General features: G+C 43.1%; 12 protein-coding genes, 5 tRNA genes and 3 rRNA genes. 3 read left to right on the plus strand and 17 right to left on the minus strand.

Translation table 11 applies throughout. The annotated features are described in order from the left end of the window. Positions 1-17: 17 nt before the first annotated feature. From rplW to QE177_RS13475, 11 genes are all read right to left on the minus strand, one after another. Entirely contained in the window at positions 18-320 is a 303-nt protein-coding gene (gene rplW / locus QE177_RS13425; protein ID WP_032116384.1) for a 50S ribosomal protein L23, read from the minus strand. Continuing rightward, positions 317-922: a 50S ribosomal protein L4 gene (gene rplD / locus QE177_RS13430; RefSeq protein WP_280550388.1), complete on the minus strand. Its 606-nt coding sequence runs from the start codon at positions 920-922 to the stop codon at positions 317-319. The genes rplW and rplD overlap by 4 nt, the downstream gene beginning before the upstream one ends. A gap of 16 nt (positions 923-938) precedes the next feature. Then, entirely contained in the window at positions 939-1,568 is a 630-nt protein-coding gene (rplC, locus tag QE177_RS13435; protein ID WP_026823180.1) for a 50S ribosomal protein L3, read from the minus strand. A gap of 32 nt (positions 1,569-1,600) precedes the next feature. Beyond that, the gene (gene rpsJ, locus QE177_RS13440; RefSeq protein WP_001181005.1) at positions 1,601-1,912 is read right to left on the minus strand and encodes a 30S ribosomal protein S10; all 312 of its coding nucleotides are present in this window, start codon (positions 1,910-1,912) and stop codon (positions 1,601-1,603) included. Positions 1,913-2,214: 302 nt separating this feature from the next. Next, positions 2,215-2,691: a bacterioferritin gene (gene bfr, locus QE177_RS13445; RefSeq protein ID WP_280550396.1), complete on the minus strand. Its 477-nt coding sequence runs from the start codon at positions 2,689-2,691 to the stop codon at positions 2,215-2,217. Between the two features lie 147 nt (positions 2,692-2,838). Continuing rightward, a complete protein-coding gene (locus tag QE177_RS13450) occupies positions 2,839-3,042 on the minus strand; it encodes a (2Fe-2S)-binding protein (protein WP_280550398.1) in 204 nt (67 codons plus the stop codon). 172 nt (positions 3,043-3,214) lie between these two features. Continuing rightward, entirely contained in the window at positions 3,215-4,399 is a 1,185-nt protein-coding gene (gene tuf / locus QE177_RS13455; protein WP_280550401.1) for an elongation factor Tu, read from the minus strand. 128 nt (positions 4,400-4,527) lie between these two features. Continuing rightward, a tRNA-Thr gene (locus QE177_RS13460) sits at positions 4,528-4,603 on the minus strand. Positions 4,604-4,609: 6 nt separating this feature from the next. Beyond that, positions 4,610-4,684: transfer RNA gene (locus tag QE177_RS13465), tRNA-Gly, on the minus strand. Positions 4,685-4,783: 99 nt separating this feature from the next. Then, positions 4,784-4,868 (minus strand) — tRNA-Tyr (locus QE177_RS13470). A gap of 24 nt (positions 4,869-4,892) precedes the next feature. Continuing rightward, a tRNA-Thr gene (locus QE177_RS13475) sits at positions 4,893-4,968 on the minus strand. Positions 4,969-5,363: 395 nt separating this feature from the next. On the opposite strand from QE177_RS13475, the gene coaA reads away from it, so the two are divergent. Next, entirely contained in the window at positions 5,364-6,317 is a 954-nt protein-coding gene (gene coaA, locus QE177_RS13480) for a type I pantothenate kinase (RefSeq protein WP_280550403.1), read from the plus strand. A gap of 41 nt (positions 6,318-6,358) precedes the next feature. Here coaA and birA read toward each other — a convergent pair whose 3' ends face one another. From birA to QE177_RS13510, 6 genes are all read right to left on the minus strand, one after another. After that, on the minus strand, positions 6,359-7,321 hold the full coding sequence (birA, locus tag QE177_RS13485; RefSeq protein WP_280550404.1) for a bifunctional biotin--[acetyl-CoA-carboxylase] ligase/biotin operon repressor BirA: 963 nt from the start codon (positions 7,319-7,321) through the stop codon (positions 6,359-6,361). Continuing rightward, positions 7,318-8,358, minus strand: coding sequence for a UDP-N-acetylmuramate dehydrogenase (gene murB, locus QE177_RS13490; protein ID WP_280550406.1), 1,041 nt, complete (start codon positions 8,356-8,358; stop codon positions 7,318-7,320). The genes birA and murB overlap by 4 nt, the downstream gene beginning before the upstream one ends. 135 nt (positions 8,359-8,493) lie before the next feature. Continuing rightward, positions 8,494-8,609 (minus strand): 5S ribosomal RNA (gene rrf, locus QE177_RS13495). 182 nt (positions 8,610-8,791) lie between these two features. After that, positions 8,792-11,894: ribosomal RNA gene (locus tag QE177_RS13500) — 23S ribosomal RNA — on the minus strand. 393 nt (positions 11,895-12,287) lie between these two features. Next, positions 12,288-12,363, minus strand: a tRNA-Glu gene (locus QE177_RS13505). Between the two features lie 87 nt (positions 12,364-12,450). Continuing rightward, positions 12,451-13,991 (minus strand): 16S ribosomal RNA (locus QE177_RS13510). Together the 16S, 23S and 5S rRNA genes with 1 tRNA gene alongside form the textbook arrangement of a ribosomal RNA operon. Positions 13,992-14,633: 642 nt before the next feature. Here QE177_RS13510 and purH point away from each other — a divergent pair. Together purH and purD are read left to right on the plus strand one after the other, a co-directional pair. Next, complete coding sequence (purH, locus tag QE177_RS13515; protein WP_280550408.1) at positions 14,634-16,223, plus strand: bifunctional phosphoribosylaminoimidazolecarboxamide formyltransferase/IMP cyclohydrolase; 1,590 nt, start codon at positions 14,634-14,636, stop codon at positions 16,221-16,223. Positions 16,224-16,239: 16 nt separating this feature from the next. Next, complete coding sequence (gene purD / locus QE177_RS13520) at positions 16,240-17,523, plus strand: phosphoribosylamine--glycine ligase (RefSeq protein ID WP_280550410.1); 1,284 nt, start codon at positions 16,240-16,242, stop codon at positions 17,521-17,523. Positions 17,524-17,525 lie beyond the last annotated feature (2 nt).

Raw genomic sequence — 17,525 nt, forward strand, 5'->3', positions numbered from 1 at the left:
TTCTTTACTCCTCCGACTTACTCTGCACCACCGATGAAGTCCAGATTCTGGCCTTCTTTCAGAGTGACGTAAGCTTTTTTCCAGTCGCTACGACGACCAATTCGCTGACCGTGGCGTTTGGTTTTGCCTTTAACCAGTAAAGTATTTACACCTTTGACTTCAACTTCGAACAGTTTTTGTACGGCAGCCTTAATCTCTGCTTTAGTCGCATCTTTCGCAACTTTAAGCACGATGGTGTTACTTTTTTCCATCGCTGTAGAAGCTTTTTCAGAGACATGCGGTGCACGTAGTACTTTTAGCAGACGTTCTTCACGGATCATGCTAGCATCTCCTCAATTTGCTTCACAGCGTCAGCAGTCATAACTACTTTGTCGAAGGCAATTAGACTAACAGGATCGATACCTATTGCATCACGAACATCAACTTTGTATAAGTTGCGGGCTGCTAAAAATAAATTTTCATCAACCTCATTCGTGACGATCAATACGTCATCCAGAGCCATTTCCTTTAATTTTTGCACTAGAAGCTTAGTTTTTGGCGCTTCCAAAGCAAATTTTTCGACAACAATTAGACGATCTTGACGTATCAATTCAGACAAGATGCTTTTCAAAGCACCGCGGTACATTTTTTTATTTACTTTTTGACTGTGGTCCTGTGGTCTCGCTGCGAAAGTGACACCACCAGAGCGCCAAATTGGGCTCTTAACTGAACCAGCACGTGCACGACCAGTGCCTTTCTGACGCCATGGTTTTTTACCAGAACCTGAAACCTCAGCACGAGTTTTCTGAGCACGAGTACCTTGACGAGCACCAGCTGCATACGCAACAACTACTTGATGCACAAGCGCTTCATTGAAATCACGCCCGAAGGTAGTTTCGGAAACAGTCAGCGCGCTTTGCGCGTCTTTCATTACCAATTCCATTCCTATCTCCTCGACGTTACGCCTTAACAGCTGGTTTTACAATCAGGTTGCTACCAGTCGCACCTGGAACAGCACCCTTGACCAACAGCAGATTACGCTCAGCGTCAACGCGTACTACATCCAGACTTTGAACAGTTACACGTTCATTACCCAATTGGCCTGCCATTTTCTTGCCTTTAAATACCTTACCCGGAGTTTGGTTTTGACCAATAGAACCCGGAACACGGTGTGACAAGGAGTTACCATGAGTAGCGTCCTGAGTGCGGAAATTCCAGCGTTTAACCGTACCAGCAAAGCCTTTACCTTTGGAGGTACCAGTAACGTCGACTTTCTTGACGTCAGCAAAAATTTCAACACTAATGCTTTGACCTACTGTAAATTCTTCATTTTCACTCAAACGAAATTCACGTAGGATACGACCAGCTTCAACACCAGCTTTAGCAAAATGCCCAGCTTCAGGTTTTTTTACACGGTTTGCTTTTTTGCTACCGGTAGTAACCTGTATTGCATTATAACCATCTGTTTCCAGGCTCTTAACCTGAGTCACTCGGTTATTTTCAATTTCGATAACAGTTACAGGAATAGAAACACCATCTTCAGTGAAGATACGCGTCATTCCTACTTTCTTCCCGACTAAACCAATCATTGTTTCAACCTCTCAATCGCGCAACGACCTGATTAACCCAGGCTGATCTGCACATCTACACCGGCAGCCAGATCCAGACGCATCAGAGCATCAACGGTTTTCTCAGTTGGCTCAACGATGTCAACCAGACGCTTATGAGTACGAATTTCGTACTGATCACGTGCATCTTTATTAACATGCGGCGAAATCAGAACGGTAAAACGTTCTTTACGTGTAGGTAACGGGATCGGACCACGTACTTGAGCGCCAGTGCGCTTAGCAGTTTCAACGATTTCCGCAGTTGATTGATCAATTAAACGATGATCAAAGGCTTTCAGGCGGATACGGATTCTTTGGTTCTGCATGAGACCAGAGCTCCAACTATTTTATAAACGTAAAAAATTACTCCTCGCACCCATTTCGATTGATGGGGGAGTGTAATCGTTCTCATAATAACCTCCAAATCGGAGGTATTGTTTTAATGCAGTTTTACTGCATGCTAGCCTTTTACGGCTAGGCCCCTAAATTAAAGAGCCCGTGCATTATACGTAATTTCAAAATAAGAGCAAGCCGTAGATAAAAAAAATTGCATAAAATTTGTGTATAAAAATCTTATGCAACAACATTTATAAAAATCTTAATAAATAAAAAATAAATATCAGTTAAATCATTTCTCTTCTCGGAGTTGAGATTGTAGGTAATTTTTTAGGCCTATGCTTGCTATCAACGCCAATTGCGTTTCCAGCCAATCAATATGTTTTTCTTCATCGGTTAGTATTTCAATCATTAAATCACGACTAACATAATCACCAACTGAATCTGCATAAGTGATTGCTGAACGCAGATCTTTCGCACCGTCCAGTTCAAGCAGTAAATCAGATTTAAGCATTTCTTCCACATTCTCACCAATATTTAATTTACCTAAATCCTGCAAATTAGGTATCCCTTCAAGAAAGAGGATCCTTTCTATATATTTATCAGCATGTTTCATCTCATCAATAGATTCTTCATATTCAATATCATTAAGACGTAATAAACCCCAATTTTTAAACATACGAGCATGTAAAAAATATTGATTGATTGCAACAAGCTCATTACCCAATAATTTATTTAAATGGGTGATCATTTTTTTATCGCCTTTCATTTTTTTCCTCCACTTCCAGTATCTAAAGTGTAGATAGAAATTGTTAGACGCATAGAATAGAAAAATATTTTTATTGAAAAAATGACGAGTAATTTATTGAGTAAAGCTAGATAGGTTTTTTATAACACTTAAATTTATTCTATTAATTCATTGCACTGCGTCAATTTCAGTAACAGCAGTTAAATTTATTTGTTCCTTCTTAATTAGCTGGGTTGCTTGAGGCAGGCATTTCCCACAATGGCTACCAATAGATACACACTTCTTTAATCCACTAATGGAAGTTATGCGATTATCCCGAACTAAAGTTTTTATTGTTTTATCACTAATTCGATTACATAGACAGACGTACATTTTTCATACCTGTAAATTAAATTCTCGCAGCAATATTAAATGATAATAATTTTCATTTCAATATTTCAATGTTGGTTTGAATTATATAGACAGAAAATTAGAGTAACGGTAATAATTTTATGGCTATCATAAAAAAGAGGCTTTCGCCTCTTTTTTCAAATTTAATATCTAATCAAGCAATAATTTTAGCAACGACACCCGCACCTACTGTACGACCACCTTCACGGATCGCAAAACGCAGCCCTTCATCCATCGCGATTGGCGCTATCAACGTCACTTTCATGTTGATATTATCGCCTGGCATTACCATCTCTACGCCTTCTGGCAATTCGATTGTGCCCGTTACATCCGTCGTTCTAAAATAAAACTGAGGACGGTACCCCTTAAAGAATGGCGTGTGGCGTCCGCCCTCATCTTTGCTCAAAATATAAACTTCTGATTCAAATTGAGTATGCGGTTTGATTGAGCCTGGTTTGGCCAATACTTGACCACGTTCGACATCTTCACGCTTGGTACCACGTAATAAAACACCTACGTTTTCACCTGCACGACCTTCGTCTAACAGTTTACGGAACATTTCTACGCCAGTACACGTCGTCTTCGTCGTCTCTTTAATGCCGACGATTTCGACTTCTTCACCAACTTTAACAATACCACGCTCTACACGGCCTGTTACTACCGTTCCACGACCTGAGATCGAAAACACATCTTCGATTGGCAACAAGAATGGCTTATCTATCGCACGCTCTGGTTCTGGAATATAGCTATCCAGCGCATCGGCTAACTCAATAATTTTCTCTTCCCACTCTGCAACGCCTTCCAGCGCTTTCAACGCTGAACCTCTGATTACCGGCGTGTCATCTCCTGGGAAATCATACTGAGAAAGCAGCTCACGCACTTCCATTTCAACCAATTCCAGCAACTCTTCATCATCAACCATATCACATTTGTTCAGGAAAACGATGATATAAGGAACACCTACTTGGCGACCTAATAGGATATGCTCACGAGTTTGTGGCATTGGACCATCGGTTGCCGCTACCACTAAAATTGCGCCGTCCATTTGTGCTGCACCAGTGATCATGTTTTTTACATAATCTGCGTGGCCTGGGCAATCTACGTGGGCATAATGACGGCTAGGGGTATCGTATTCTACGTGAGATGTAGAAATGGTGATCCCGCGCGCTTTTTCTTCTGGTGCATTATCAATTTGATCAAATGCACGCGCACTTCCACCATATTTTTTCGCTAATACGGTGGTGATTGCAGCGGTTAAAGTTGTTTTACCATGGTCAACGTGGCCGATTGTACCAACGTTAACGTGCGGTTTTTTACGTTCAAATTTTTCTTTAGACATTAGATTGTCCCTCTAAGACACGGAATCGGTGGTTACACCACATTAACCAAGCAGTGAAAATTATATATTCGTTGCTTGTTTTATCGCAGGAAAAAAATCAGGGAACAATTAAGAACACTTTCTAGGAGTGGTGCTGATAGGCAGATTCGAACTGCCGACCTCACCCTTACCAAGGGTGTGCTCTACCAACTGAGCTATATCAGCACATCTTGGAGCGGGCAGCGGGAATCGAACCCGCATCATCAGCTTGGAAGGCTGAGGTAATAGCCATTATACGATGCCCGCGATGAACTCGGCTACCTGACTTTAATCAGCTGCAAATTTTATCTTAAGTATTTTGCATTGAGGTAGCATTTTAAGCTGAACACTTAAGATGAAACTTTATGGTGGTGGGAGAAGGATTCGAACCTTCGAAGTCTGTGACGGCAGATTTACAGTCTGCTCCCTTTGGCCGCTCGGGAATCCCACCTTTTACTTATATCCAAATTTTTAATGGTGCCGGCACCAAGAGTCGAACTCGGGACCTACTGATTACAAGTCAGTTGCTCTACCAACTGAGCTATGCCGGCATCAGGTGCTGCGCATTCTAGGTAGAGAACGAGCATGTTGCAACAAAAAAATTAAAAAAATTGTTTTTTTGCTTATAAAGTATTCACTTTAACCATTTTTGCTGCTTTTTTCTATAGTAAATGTTTAAATACTCACCAGCACTAAATTTTTTATTTACTATATACTCTAGTGAAAAACGACATCAAATTTTTCTCACTAATAAAACATATCGTAAATCATACAATATTATTTTATTACTAAAAATAAAAAACGGATAAATTGTGATCAATTATTTATTTGATACAAAAAAACAGAAAAAACTCTACGCCTAAAGATATTCAATCGTTATTATGCAATCTATTTTCTATTGGTTATGAATGATTATGACAACCTGTACACAGGTAAATGTTGACTTATGAAACAACAACAAAACTTTTCAATAACACCTTATTTAGAATTTGACCGTGAACATTGGGCAACTTTACGTGATTCTGTTCCACTAGAGCTACTAACGGATAAAGAACTGCTGGAACTGAAGGGCATTAATGATGAAATTTCAATGGATGAAGTAAATAAAATTTATCTTCCTATTTCAAGACTGCTTAATTTCTATATCAGTTCAAATTTAGGTAGGCAAACCATTTTAGAACAATTTTTAGGTACTAATGGTACTAAAGTACCTTATGTCATCGGTATTGCAGGTAGTGTTGCGGTTGGTAAAAGTACCACAGCCCGCCTATTACAAACTTTATTAAGTCGCTGGCCCGAACATCGCAAAGTTGATCTTATTACAACAGATGGTTTTCTATACCCCAATCGAATTTTAAACGAACGTGGGATAATGAAAAAAAAAGGGTTTCCGCAATCCTATGATATGCATCGTTTAGTAAAATTTGTTTCTGATATAAAATCAGGGGTTAAGCAAGTCACTGCTCCAGTATATTCGCATTTTACTTACGATATTGTTCCTGGTAAAAAGCAAGTAATTGAACAGCCAGACATTCTTATTTTGGAAGGTTTAAACGTTTTGCAAAGCGGGATGGATTATCCACATGCTCCGCATCATGTTTTCGTATCTGACTTTGTCGATTTTTCCATTTATGTTGATGCTCCGGAAAATTTATTAAAAAAATGGTATATCAGTCGATTTTTGAAATTCTGCCAAGGCGCCTTCTCTGATCCTCACGCCTATTTTTACCATTATTCTAAATTAGAGCAAGAAGAGGCGATCAAAACGGCTAAAACAATATGGGAAGAAATTAATAAAATAAATTTGGAAGAGAATATAATACCAACCAAAGAAAGAGCCAGTTTGATCATGACTAAAGGCTCTAATCATTCCATTACAAATGTTAGATTAAGAAAATAATTTCAAATATTGGGTCGATGAAAAACTTCGACTCAATTGTTCTAATTATCTGGCCGTAATGAAATTTCACCACCTATATAAGAAACAATTTCACCATTTTGTTCTAACAAAATTGCGCCGTGTTCATTAATTCCTTTCACGATACCGACCTCAAGATGATCACCTATATGCAACTTTACTTTTTTATGTAAAAAATTATCCAACGCCAGCCAACGTTTAATAAAAGGAACAAGACCATATTTCTCAAATTGCACTAATTCATGGCGTAATGCCAAAATAATCTGACCAGCGATCACATTTCTTTCTATTTGAATACCAGCCTGCTCAAGATTAATCCATCCTTGATTAATATTTGTTTCATAATTGCAACTCATTGCAATATTAAGCCCTATACCAATCACAATATGCGCCGCATCGCCAGTTTTACCTATCATTTCAATTAAGATACCAGCAAGCTTTTTTTCATTAAGATAAAGATCATTAGGCCATTTAACTTTTATATTACTACCGCTCAATTTATTAAGGGTCTCGGCTATTACAATTCCCGCAACCAAACTTAGTCCCATGGCGGCGGCCGGCCCTTGGTCTAGATGCCAGTATAGTGATAAATAAAGATTACAGCCGAAAGGAGAAGCCCAATAGCGACCACGTCGCCCTCTGCCGGCGGTTTGATATTCTGCAACACAAGCATCACCAGAACTTAATTGCTCAATGCGTTCAAGTAGATATTGATTAGTAGAATTAATCACCGGTTTAACAATTATATTTCCGCGTCTCACTAAACCATAGATACGCTCATAGTCTAATAAATCCATTTTTCTAGTAAGTTGATAGCCCTTACCAGTTATAGTATTAACTTCAATACCCCATTCACGAAGTGTATAAATATGCTTATTAATACCAGCTCGCGTCATGCCAAGTAATTCACCTAACTGCTCACCTGAATGTATACTACCATCAGAAAGTATTGTGATAAGTTTTAAAGGAGTCGTTGCATCTTTCATGAAATAGCATCCATAGCGTTTACTTCTCCATATTTACCAATAAAACGCACTTCTGGTTCTAGTGTAATAGCAAATTTTTCTATAACTTTTTTTTGAATATAACGGGCTAAATCTACAATATCTTTTCCAGTCGCTTTATTTTTATTAATTAAAACCAATGCCTGATCGTTATGTACCGCTGCACCACCACATTGAAAACCCTTTAGATCACATTGATCAATTAGCCATCCGGCAGCAAGTTTTACTGTACCATCCGTTTGCGGATATTCTGGACATCGAGGATAACGTGCCTTTATTTGATTTGCAGCCATATTAGAAATAACGGGATTTTTAAAAAAACTACCCGCATTTCCTACTAAAAGTGGATCAGGTAACTTACTTTGCCGCATTTTACACACCGCATCAAAGATAGTTTGCGCTGTTACTGTTTGTGCGGCTAAAGAAGTCAAACCAGCATATGTTAATATTGGTTTCCATTGTTTATTAAGTTTTAAACCAACTGAAACGATAGCAAAATTTTCACGATATTTATGCTTAAAAATACTATCTCGGTAACCAAATTGACATTCAGTGGCATCTAAACGATATTGTTTACCATTATTTAGATTAACCACATCGACATAGTGACATACATCTTTAAATTCCATGCCATAAGCACCGATATTTTGTATAGGCGCAGCCCCTACAGAACCTGGTATTAAAGCCATATTTTCCAATCCATAAATGCCACTTTTTATAAGCTCTTTAACCAATTGATGCCAATTATTTCCAGCGCCGACATGAATAAACCATTCCTGGGATGATTCAGTTATCACCAGTGACGTAATTCGATTTAAAATGACTAGGCCATCAAAGTCACTAATGAAGAGAACATTACTTCCACCGCCCAATAATAAAACAGGCAACCCTTTCAATCGTGCGTTTTTCCATGACATAAGCAATTCTTCTACTGAAGTAGCTGAGTATATTGCTTTCGCCTTGGCATCAAGACTAAAAGTATTATAATTTTTTAATTCATTATGATTATCAGAATGCATATATCAAAACTCAATTCATATATATTAATTATATAGTCTATTAGTGTAGATATACAGACAATAGATAAGAGTTATAAAATCAAACAATAAAACGTCAAAAAGCCACCCTTAGGTGGCTTTTTTAACATAATTAAAGTCTGGCAGCTCCCTACTCTCACATGGGGAGACCCCACACTACCATCGGCGCTACGGCATTTCACTTCTGAGTTCGGCATGGGGTCAGGTGGGACCACCGCGCTATTGCCGCCAGACAAATTCTTTTTTCGCTATCCTGTTTCATTACGCTGCTATCTCGGCCAGCCTTTCGCCTCATTCACATACCTCAGTATGCACCTAGCGCCAGCTCACTGCCATTCACGTAAATTCCTACAGGAGTCAATCTCCGAACAAGCTAAAATTTTCTTCTCTCTTCTCAAAACACCTTCGGTGTTGTCAGGTTAAGCCTCTCGGGTCATTAGTACTGGTTAGCTCAACGTATCGCTACGCTTACACACCCAGCCTATCTACGTCCTCGTCTCGAACACCCCTTATAGGACATTGCTGTCAGGGAAGACTCATCTTGAGGCAAGTTTCCCGCTTAGATGCTTTCAGCGGTTATCTCTTCCGCACTTAGCTACCAGGCTATGCCATTGGCATGACAACCTGTACACCAGTGGTGCGTCCACTCCGGTCCTCTCGTACTAGGAGCAGCCCCCCTCAATCTTCCTTCGCCCACGACAGATAGGGACCGAACTGTCTCACGACGTTCTAAACCCAGCTCGCGTACCACTTTAAATGGCGAACAGCCATACCCTTGGGACCTACTTCAGCCCCAGGATGTGATGAGCCGACATCGAGGTGCCAAACACCGCCGTCGATATGAACTCTTGGGCGGTATCAGCCTGTTATCCCCGGAGTACCTTTTATCCGTTGAGCGATGGCCCTTCCATTCAGAACCACCGGATCACTAAGACCTACTTTCGTACCTGCTCGCGCCGTCACGCTCGCAGTCAAGCTGGCTTATGCCTTTGCACTAACCTCACGATGTCCGACCGTGATTAGCCAACCTTCGTGCTCCTCCGTTACGCTTTGGGAGGAGACCGCCCCAGTCAAACTACCCACCAGACACTGTCCTCAGCCCGGATTACGGGCCTAAGTTAGAACATCAAACATTAAAGGGTGGTATTTCAACGTTGGCTCCATGCGAACTGGCGTCCACACTTCAAAGCCTCCCACCTATCCTACACATCAAGGCTCAATGTTCAGTGTCAAGCTATAGTAAAGGTTCACGGGGTCTTTCCGTCTTGCCGCGGGTACACTGCATCTTCACAGCGAGTTCAATTTCACTGAGTCTCGGGTGGAGACAGCCTGGCCATCATTACGCCATTCGTGCAGGTCGGAACTTACCCGACAAGGAATTTCGCTACCTTAGGACCGTTATAGTTACGGCCGCCGTTTACTGGGGCTTCGATCAAGAGCTTCGCCTTACGGCTTACCCCATCAATTAACCTTCCAGCACCGGGCAGGCGTCACACCGTATACGTCCACTTTCGTGTTTGCACAGTGCTGTGTTTTTAATAAACAGTTGCAGCCAGCTGGTATCTGCGACTGGCTTCAGCTCCATGGGCGAACCACTTCACCTAACGCCAGCGTGCCTTCTCCCGAAGTTACGGCACCATTTTGCCTAGTTCCTTCACCCGAGTTCTCTCAAGCGCCTGAGTATTCTCTACCTAACCACCTGTGTCGGTTTGGGGTACGATTAACGGTTACCTATCGCTTAGAGGCTTTTCCTGGAAGCTTGGCATCAACTACTTCACCACCTTGGTGGCTCGTCATCACGCCTCAGTGTTATAGCCATGCGGATTTGCCTGCACGACCCACCTACACGCTTAAACCGGGACAACCGTCGCCCGGATAGCCTAGCCTTCTCCGTCCCCCCTTCGCAGTAACCCTTAGTACGGGAATATTAACCCGTTTCCCATCGACTACGCTTTTCAGCCTCGCCTTAGGGGTCGACTTACCCTGCCCCGATTAACGTTGGACAGGAACCCTTGGTCTTTCGGCGAGCGGGTTTTTCACCCGCTTTATCGTTACTTATGTCAGCATTCGCACTTCTGATACCTCCAGCAGACCTCTCAGTCCACCTTCGACGGCTTACAGAACGCTCCCCTACCCAACAACATTGCTGTTGCTGCCGCAGCTTCGGTGCATGGTTTAGCCCCGTTACATCTTCCGCGCAGGCCGACTCGACCAGTGAGCTATTACGCTTTCTTTAAATGATGGCTGCTTCTAAGCCAACATCCTGGCTGTCTAAGCCTTCCCACTTCGTTTCCCACTTAACCATGACTTTGGGACCTTAGCTGGCGGTCTGGGTTGTTTCCCTCTTCACGACGGACGTTAGCACCCGCCGTGTGTCTCCCGTGATAACATTCTTCGGTATTCGTAGTTTGCATCGGGTTGGTAAGTCGGGATGACCCCCTAGCCGAAACAGTGCTCTACCCCCGAAGATGAATTCACGAGGCGCTACCTAAATAGCTTTCGGGGAGAACCAGCTATCTCCCGGTTTGATTGGCCTTTCACCCCCAGCCACAAGTCATCCGCTAATTTTTCAACATTAGTCGGTTCGGTCCTCCAGTTAGTGTTACCCAACCTTCAACCTGCCCATGGCTAGATCACCGGGTTTCGGGTCTATACCCTGCAACTTAACGCCCAGTTAAGACTCGGTTTCCCTACGGCTCCCCTATGCGGTTAACCTTGCTACAGAATATAAGTCGCTGACCCATTATACAAAAGGTACGCAGTCACCCCACCCCAAAGTACTCCGTACTTTGCGGCGGTTGCCTTCGGCAACCCACCCCATCCCAGTCAATTGGCCTGATGCGTCTTAAATCAGATTTTACCTGATTCAATCTAAATCACGCGCCTTGATTCGTTGGGACTTACACTGCTTGATTGGATTGGTTGGGCGTCGCTACGCTCCGCCAACCGCCAAACAGCGTGCAGAAATACTTTGGTGGTGGGGCTCCCACTGCTTGTACGTACACGGTTTCAGGTTCTTTTTCACTCCCCTCGCCGGGTTCTTTTCGCCTTTCCCTCACGGTACTGGTTCACTATCGGTCAGTCAGGAGTATTTAGCCTTGGAGGATGGTCCCCCCATATTCAGACAGGATAACACGTGTCCCGCCCTACTCTTCGAGCTCACAATACTAACATCTTCGGATACGGGCTATCACCCTTTATTGCTGGCCTTTCCAGACCCTTCTCCTGATACTAATATCGATGCTGACTCTGGGCTGCTCCCGTTCGCTCGCCGCTACTAGGGGAATCTCGGTTGATTTCTTTTCCTCGGGGTACTGAGATGTTTCAGTTCCCCCGGTTCGCCTCGTTTGACTATGAATTCATCAAACGATAGTGCATTAATGCACTGGGTTTCCCCATTCGGACATCGCCGGCTATTACGCTTCATATCAGCTTACCGACGCTTTTCGCAGATTAGCACGTCCTTCATCGCCTCTGACTGCCTAGGCATCCACCGTGTACGCTTCGTTCGCTTAACCTCACAACCCGAAGATGTCTTTATTTCACTATCATTCTGATAGGTTATGGCTGCGCGTGCAGCAATTCTTTGTTGGGCAGTGCTCGCAATGCTCACGTACTTTTGTACGCTGCGCTTGCTGCGCGCTGGCCGCCTCGAATTCCTGACTGCTCGCTCATAATGCCTGCCTTCCTGACAGCGAATACACTTCACGTTGGAGTTTGAGAGTTCTCCACATTATTTTTCTCAATAATGTGTGTTTCAATTTTCAGCTTGTTCCAGATTGTTAAAGAGCATAATTGTTAAACCAACTCGTTGAATTGGCTTAATCATTATTGAGTAAAGTCCATAGCAAGCCAGCATGAGCTTCACAACACACCAAAATATTGATGTGCGGCCTTTCTAATCACCGAAGTGGCGTCCCCTAGGGGATTCGAACCCCTGTTACCGCCGTGAAAGAGCGATGTCCTAGGCCTCTAGACGAAGGGGACTTCAAGGTCTTCAGTCAATCTTAGATTGGCTTTACTCTCGATTTCATCAGACAATCTGTGTGAACACTCACATTCCATCTATCTCGGTAAGGAGGTGATCCAACCGCAGGTTCCCCTACGGTTACCTTGTTACGACTTCACCCCAGTCATGAATCACAAAGTGGTAAGCGCCATCCCGAAGGTTAAGCTACCTACTTCTTTTGCAACCCACTCCCATGGTGTGACGGGCGGTGTGTACAAGGCCCGGGAACGTATTCACCGCGACATGCTGATCCGCGATTACTAGCGATTCCGACTTCATGGAGTCGAGTTGCAGACTCCAATCCGGACTTCGACGTACTTTCTGAGTTCCGCTTCCCCTCGCAGGCTCGCCTCTCTCTGTATACGCCATTGTAGCACGTGTGTAGCCCTACTCGTAAGGGCCATGATGACTTGACGTCATCCCCACCTTCCTCCGGTTTATCACCGGCAGTCTCCTTTGAGTTCCCGACATAACTCGATGGCAACAAAGGATAAGGGTTGCGCTCGTTGCGGGACTTAACCCAACATTTCACAACACGAGCTGACGACAGCCATGCAGCACCTGTCTCAGCGCTCCCGAAGGCACGCCTCTATCTCTAAAGGCTTCGCTGGATGTCAAGAGTAGGTAAGGTTCTTCGCGTTGCATCGAATTAAACCACATGCTCCACCGCTTGTGCGGGCCCCGTCAATTCATTTGAGTTTTAACCTTGCGGCCGTACTCCCCAGGCGGTCGATTTAACGCGTTAGCTCCGGAGGCCACAGTTCATGACCACAACCTCCAAATCGACATCGTTTACAGCGTGGACTACCAGGGTATCTAATCCTGTTTGCTCCCCACGCTTTCGCACATGAGCGTCAGTCTTTGTCCAGGGGGCCGCCTTCGCCACCGGTATTCCTCCACATCTCTACGCATTTCACCGCTACACATGGAATTCTACCCCCCTCTACAAGACTCTAGCTAACCAGTCTTGAATGCCATTCCCAGGTTAAGCCCGGGATTTCACATCCAACTTAATTAACCGCCTGCGTGCCCTTTACGCCCAGTAATTCCGATTAACGCTCGCACCCTCCGTATTACCGCGGCTGCTGGCACGGAGTTAGCCGGTGCTTCTTCTGTCGCTAACGTCAATTGCTAAGACTATTAACCTTAACACCTTCCTCACGACTGAAAGTACTTTACAACCCGAAGGCCTTCTTCATACACGCGGCATGGCTGCATCAGGCTTGCGCCCATTGTGCAATATTCCCCACTGCTGCCTCCCGTAGGAGTCTGGGCCGTGTCTCAGTCCCAGTGTGGCTGATCATCCTCTCAGACCAGCTAGAGATCGTCGCCTAGGTGAGCCTTTACCCCACCTACTAGCTAATCTCATATGGGTTCATCCGAAGGTGTGAGGCCAGAAGGTCCCCCACTTTGCTCCTTAGAGATTATGCGGTATTAGCCACCGTTTCCAGTGGTTATCCCCCGCCTTCGGCCAGATCCCCATACCTTACTCACCCGTCCGCCGCTCGCCGGCAAGAAAGCAAGCTTTCTCCCGCTGCCGCTCGACTTGCATGTGTTAGGCCTGCCGCCAGCGTTCAATCTGAGCCATGATCAAACTCTTCAATTAAAAGTTTGATGCTCAAAGAATGTTTTACTGGCCGTAACGCTTTTTTTTGCTACTTTGTCGACATTTTACTGCCTTCGCCGTTGCCCAAAATAACGTTACTGCTTATTAGTTCATATATGAATTAACTGTTTTGTCACTCTTCAAGACTTAATCTTCAAATAGTTTTTGATGATGTCTTGCGAGTGCCCACACAGATTGTCTGATTAATTGTTAAAGAGCGTGCGACCCGAGTCGCGAGGTGGCGTATATTACGCTTTTCACCTGTAAAGTCAAGTAGTTATTTCTACTTTTCTTTACCCTGCGTCGCTAAAATCCACTTCAACTGATTGGTTCTATACTGACTCAGTGGGGGCGCATTATAGGGAGTTTTATGCGGCTGGCAAGTTTATTTTGCATAATTTTGTTTATTTGATTAATTAAACAGCAAAGCGTTATATTATACCGAATTATTAACAGAGTTATCCACAAAAATAAAATGATAAAAAATTTAGCGAAATACGCAAACGTTTGCGTTACAATTGCGTTTGCGACAAAAAATATTTAATTAAAAACCGTTATTCTCGAATATGATTTGTAATTGCAAATAGCCATAAAATTTAATCAATGTGTTAAAACATTTTATTATTCCAAGGGATATATTTCATGCCACAACTCCACCCTATTCAGCGTGCTCTACTGAGTGTTTCTGACAAAGAAGGTATTGTTGAATTTGCCAAAGCTCTATCTGAACGTAAGGTTGAACTTATCTCTACTGGCGGTACAGCTAAATTATTGCTAGCGGCCGGGTTAACAGTTATAGAGGTTTCGGATTATACAGGATGGCCAGAAATGATGGCTGGCCGCGTCAAGACACTTCACCCAAAAGTACATGGCGGTATTCTCGGTCGGCGCGGGCAAGATGATGAAATAATGCAACAGCATCATATTACGCCAATTGATATGGTTGTTGTTAATCTTTACCCTTTTGCTGAAACGGTTGCAAAGCCAGATTGTACGCTGGAAAATGCCATTGAGAACATTGATATTGGTGGGCCAACCATGATCCGTTCGGCCGCCAAAAATCATAAAGATGTCGCTATTGTGGTTAATAGTCAGGATTATTCCAAGATCATCGAAGAGATGGATAATCATCAAAATTCGCTAACTGACATGTTTCGCTTTGACTTGGCAGTTAAAGCTTTTGAACATACCGCAGCTTATGATGGAATGATTGCTAACTATTTTGGTAAGTTAGTGCCTTCTTATTATGGCGAGCTCAACCAGCCTTCAGGTAAATTTCCTCGTACATTAAACCTGAATTTTATTAAGCAGCAGGATATGCGTTACGGCGAAAATAGTCATCAAGCTGCTGCTTTTTATATCGAAGAAAATAGAGTCGAAGCCTCTGTCTCTACAGCAAGACAGCTACAAGGTAAGTCGCTTTCTTATAATAATATTGCTGACACTGATGCAGCCTTGGAGTGCGTAAAAAGTTTTTCCAAACCTGCATGTGTCATTGTCAAACACGCTAATCCTTGCGGCGTTGCAATCAGTAACGATATCTGTACCGCTTATGATCATGCTTTCAAAACTGATCCAACCTCAGCATTTGGTGGTATTATTGCATTTAATCGTGAATTAGATGCAAATACGGCTAAAACAATTATTGAGCGCCAATTTGTTGAAGTCATTATTGCCCCCGCTGTCAATGAAGATGCCCTAGCAATACTTGCAAGTAAACCGAATGTGCGTGTTCTGGCATGTGGCCAATGGCATTTTGCAGTTGCGAGTTTAGATTTCAAACGCGTAAATGGCGGTTTATTAGTGCAAGATCGCGATCTAGGCTTAATTACCAAAGCTGATTTGCGTGTTGTTTCTAAGCGTCAGCCAAGCGAACAAGAGATAGAAAATGCGCTGTTTTGTTGGCAAGTGGCCAAATTTGTAAAATCCAATGCTATTGTTTATGCCAAAAATAATATGACAATCGGTATTGGCGCTGGACAAATGAGCCGTGTTTATTCAGCAAAAATCGCAGCATTAAAAGCACAGGATGAAAGTTTGGAACTTGTCGGATGTGCAATGGCATCTGATGCTTTCTTTCCATTCCGAGATGGTATTGATGCTGCCGCAGCAGCTGGCATAACCTGTGTTATCCAACCAGGTGGTTCAATTCGTGACGATGAAATCATAGCTGCAGCTAATGAACATGATATGGCGATGATTTTTACTGATATGCGCCATTTCCGCCACTAATCTAGAGAGTAATAGCATGAATATTTTAATTATTGGCAATGGTGGTCGTGAGCATGCTTTAGCATGGAAAGCAGCACAATCACCTCTTGCTGACAAGGTTTATGTTGCACCCGGTAATGCCGGTACTGCATTAGAAAAAAAACTAACCAATATTAATATTGCAGTAACCGATATTGCAGGATTAGTCGATTTTGCCAAAAATAATAATATTGGTTTAACCATCGTTGGACCAGAAATCTCCTTAATCCTCGGTGTAGTTGATGCTTTTCAAGATGCCGGTTTAACGATCTTTGGTCCTAGTCAAAATGCAGCACAGTTAGAAGGCTCTAAAGCTTTTACGAAAGATTTTCTTACTCGTCATCATATTCCAACCGCCACTTATCAGAACTTTACCGAAATTGAACCCGCTCTCGCCTACTTAGACAAAATGGGCACCCCAATTGTTATTAAAGCGGATGGGCTAGCCGCAGGTAAAGGCGTCGTTGTTGCTATGACCTTAGAAGAAGCAAAAAATGCTGTTCTAGACATGCTTGCCGGTAACACCTTTGGCCAGGCGGGTCATCGTATTGTTATTGAAGAGTTTCTTGACGGCGAAGAAGCTAGTTTTATCGTAATGGTTGATGGTGAAAATGTCATTCCCATGGCAACAAGTCAAGATCATAAGCGTGTTGGCAATAATGATAGCGGGCCAAATACGGGTGGCATGGGCGCATATTCTCCTGCTCCAGTTGTCACAGACATTATTCATCAACGTGTAATGGATCAAATTATTTATCCTACAGTACAAGGTATGACGCTTGAAGGGCGGCGATATCAAGGTTTTCTATATGCAGGATTAATGATAGATAAACTGGGAAACCCGAAAGTTATTGAGTTTAATTGTCGATTTGGTGATCCCGAAACCCAACCTATTATGATGCGTTTACAATCCGATCTGGTAGCACTTTGTCTGGCCGGCGCAAAAGGAGAGTTAGCGGGTAAAATATCATCTTGGGATGAACGCCCTGCCTTAGGTATTGTCATGGCTGCTAAAGGTTATCCAGCTAATTATCGGAAAGGTGATATTATTCACGGAATTACTGATAAACCATCAGAATCATGCAAAATTTTTCACGCCGGGACAGAGTTAAAACAAAACCAGGTTATCACTGCCGGTGGCCGTGTACTTTGTGTTACCGCACTTGGCAATACAATTCTTGATGCACAAAAAACTGCTTATCAGCAAGCAGAAAAAATATCTTGGACGGGTTGTTTCTATCGGGATGATATCGGTTATCGTGCACTGGCTCGTTTAAAATAAAA

The sequence above is a fragment of the Arsenophonus sp. aPb genome, assembly GCF_029873475.1.
GTDB lineage: Bacteria > Pseudomonadota > Gammaproteobacteria > Enterobacterales > Enterobacteriaceae > Arsenophonus.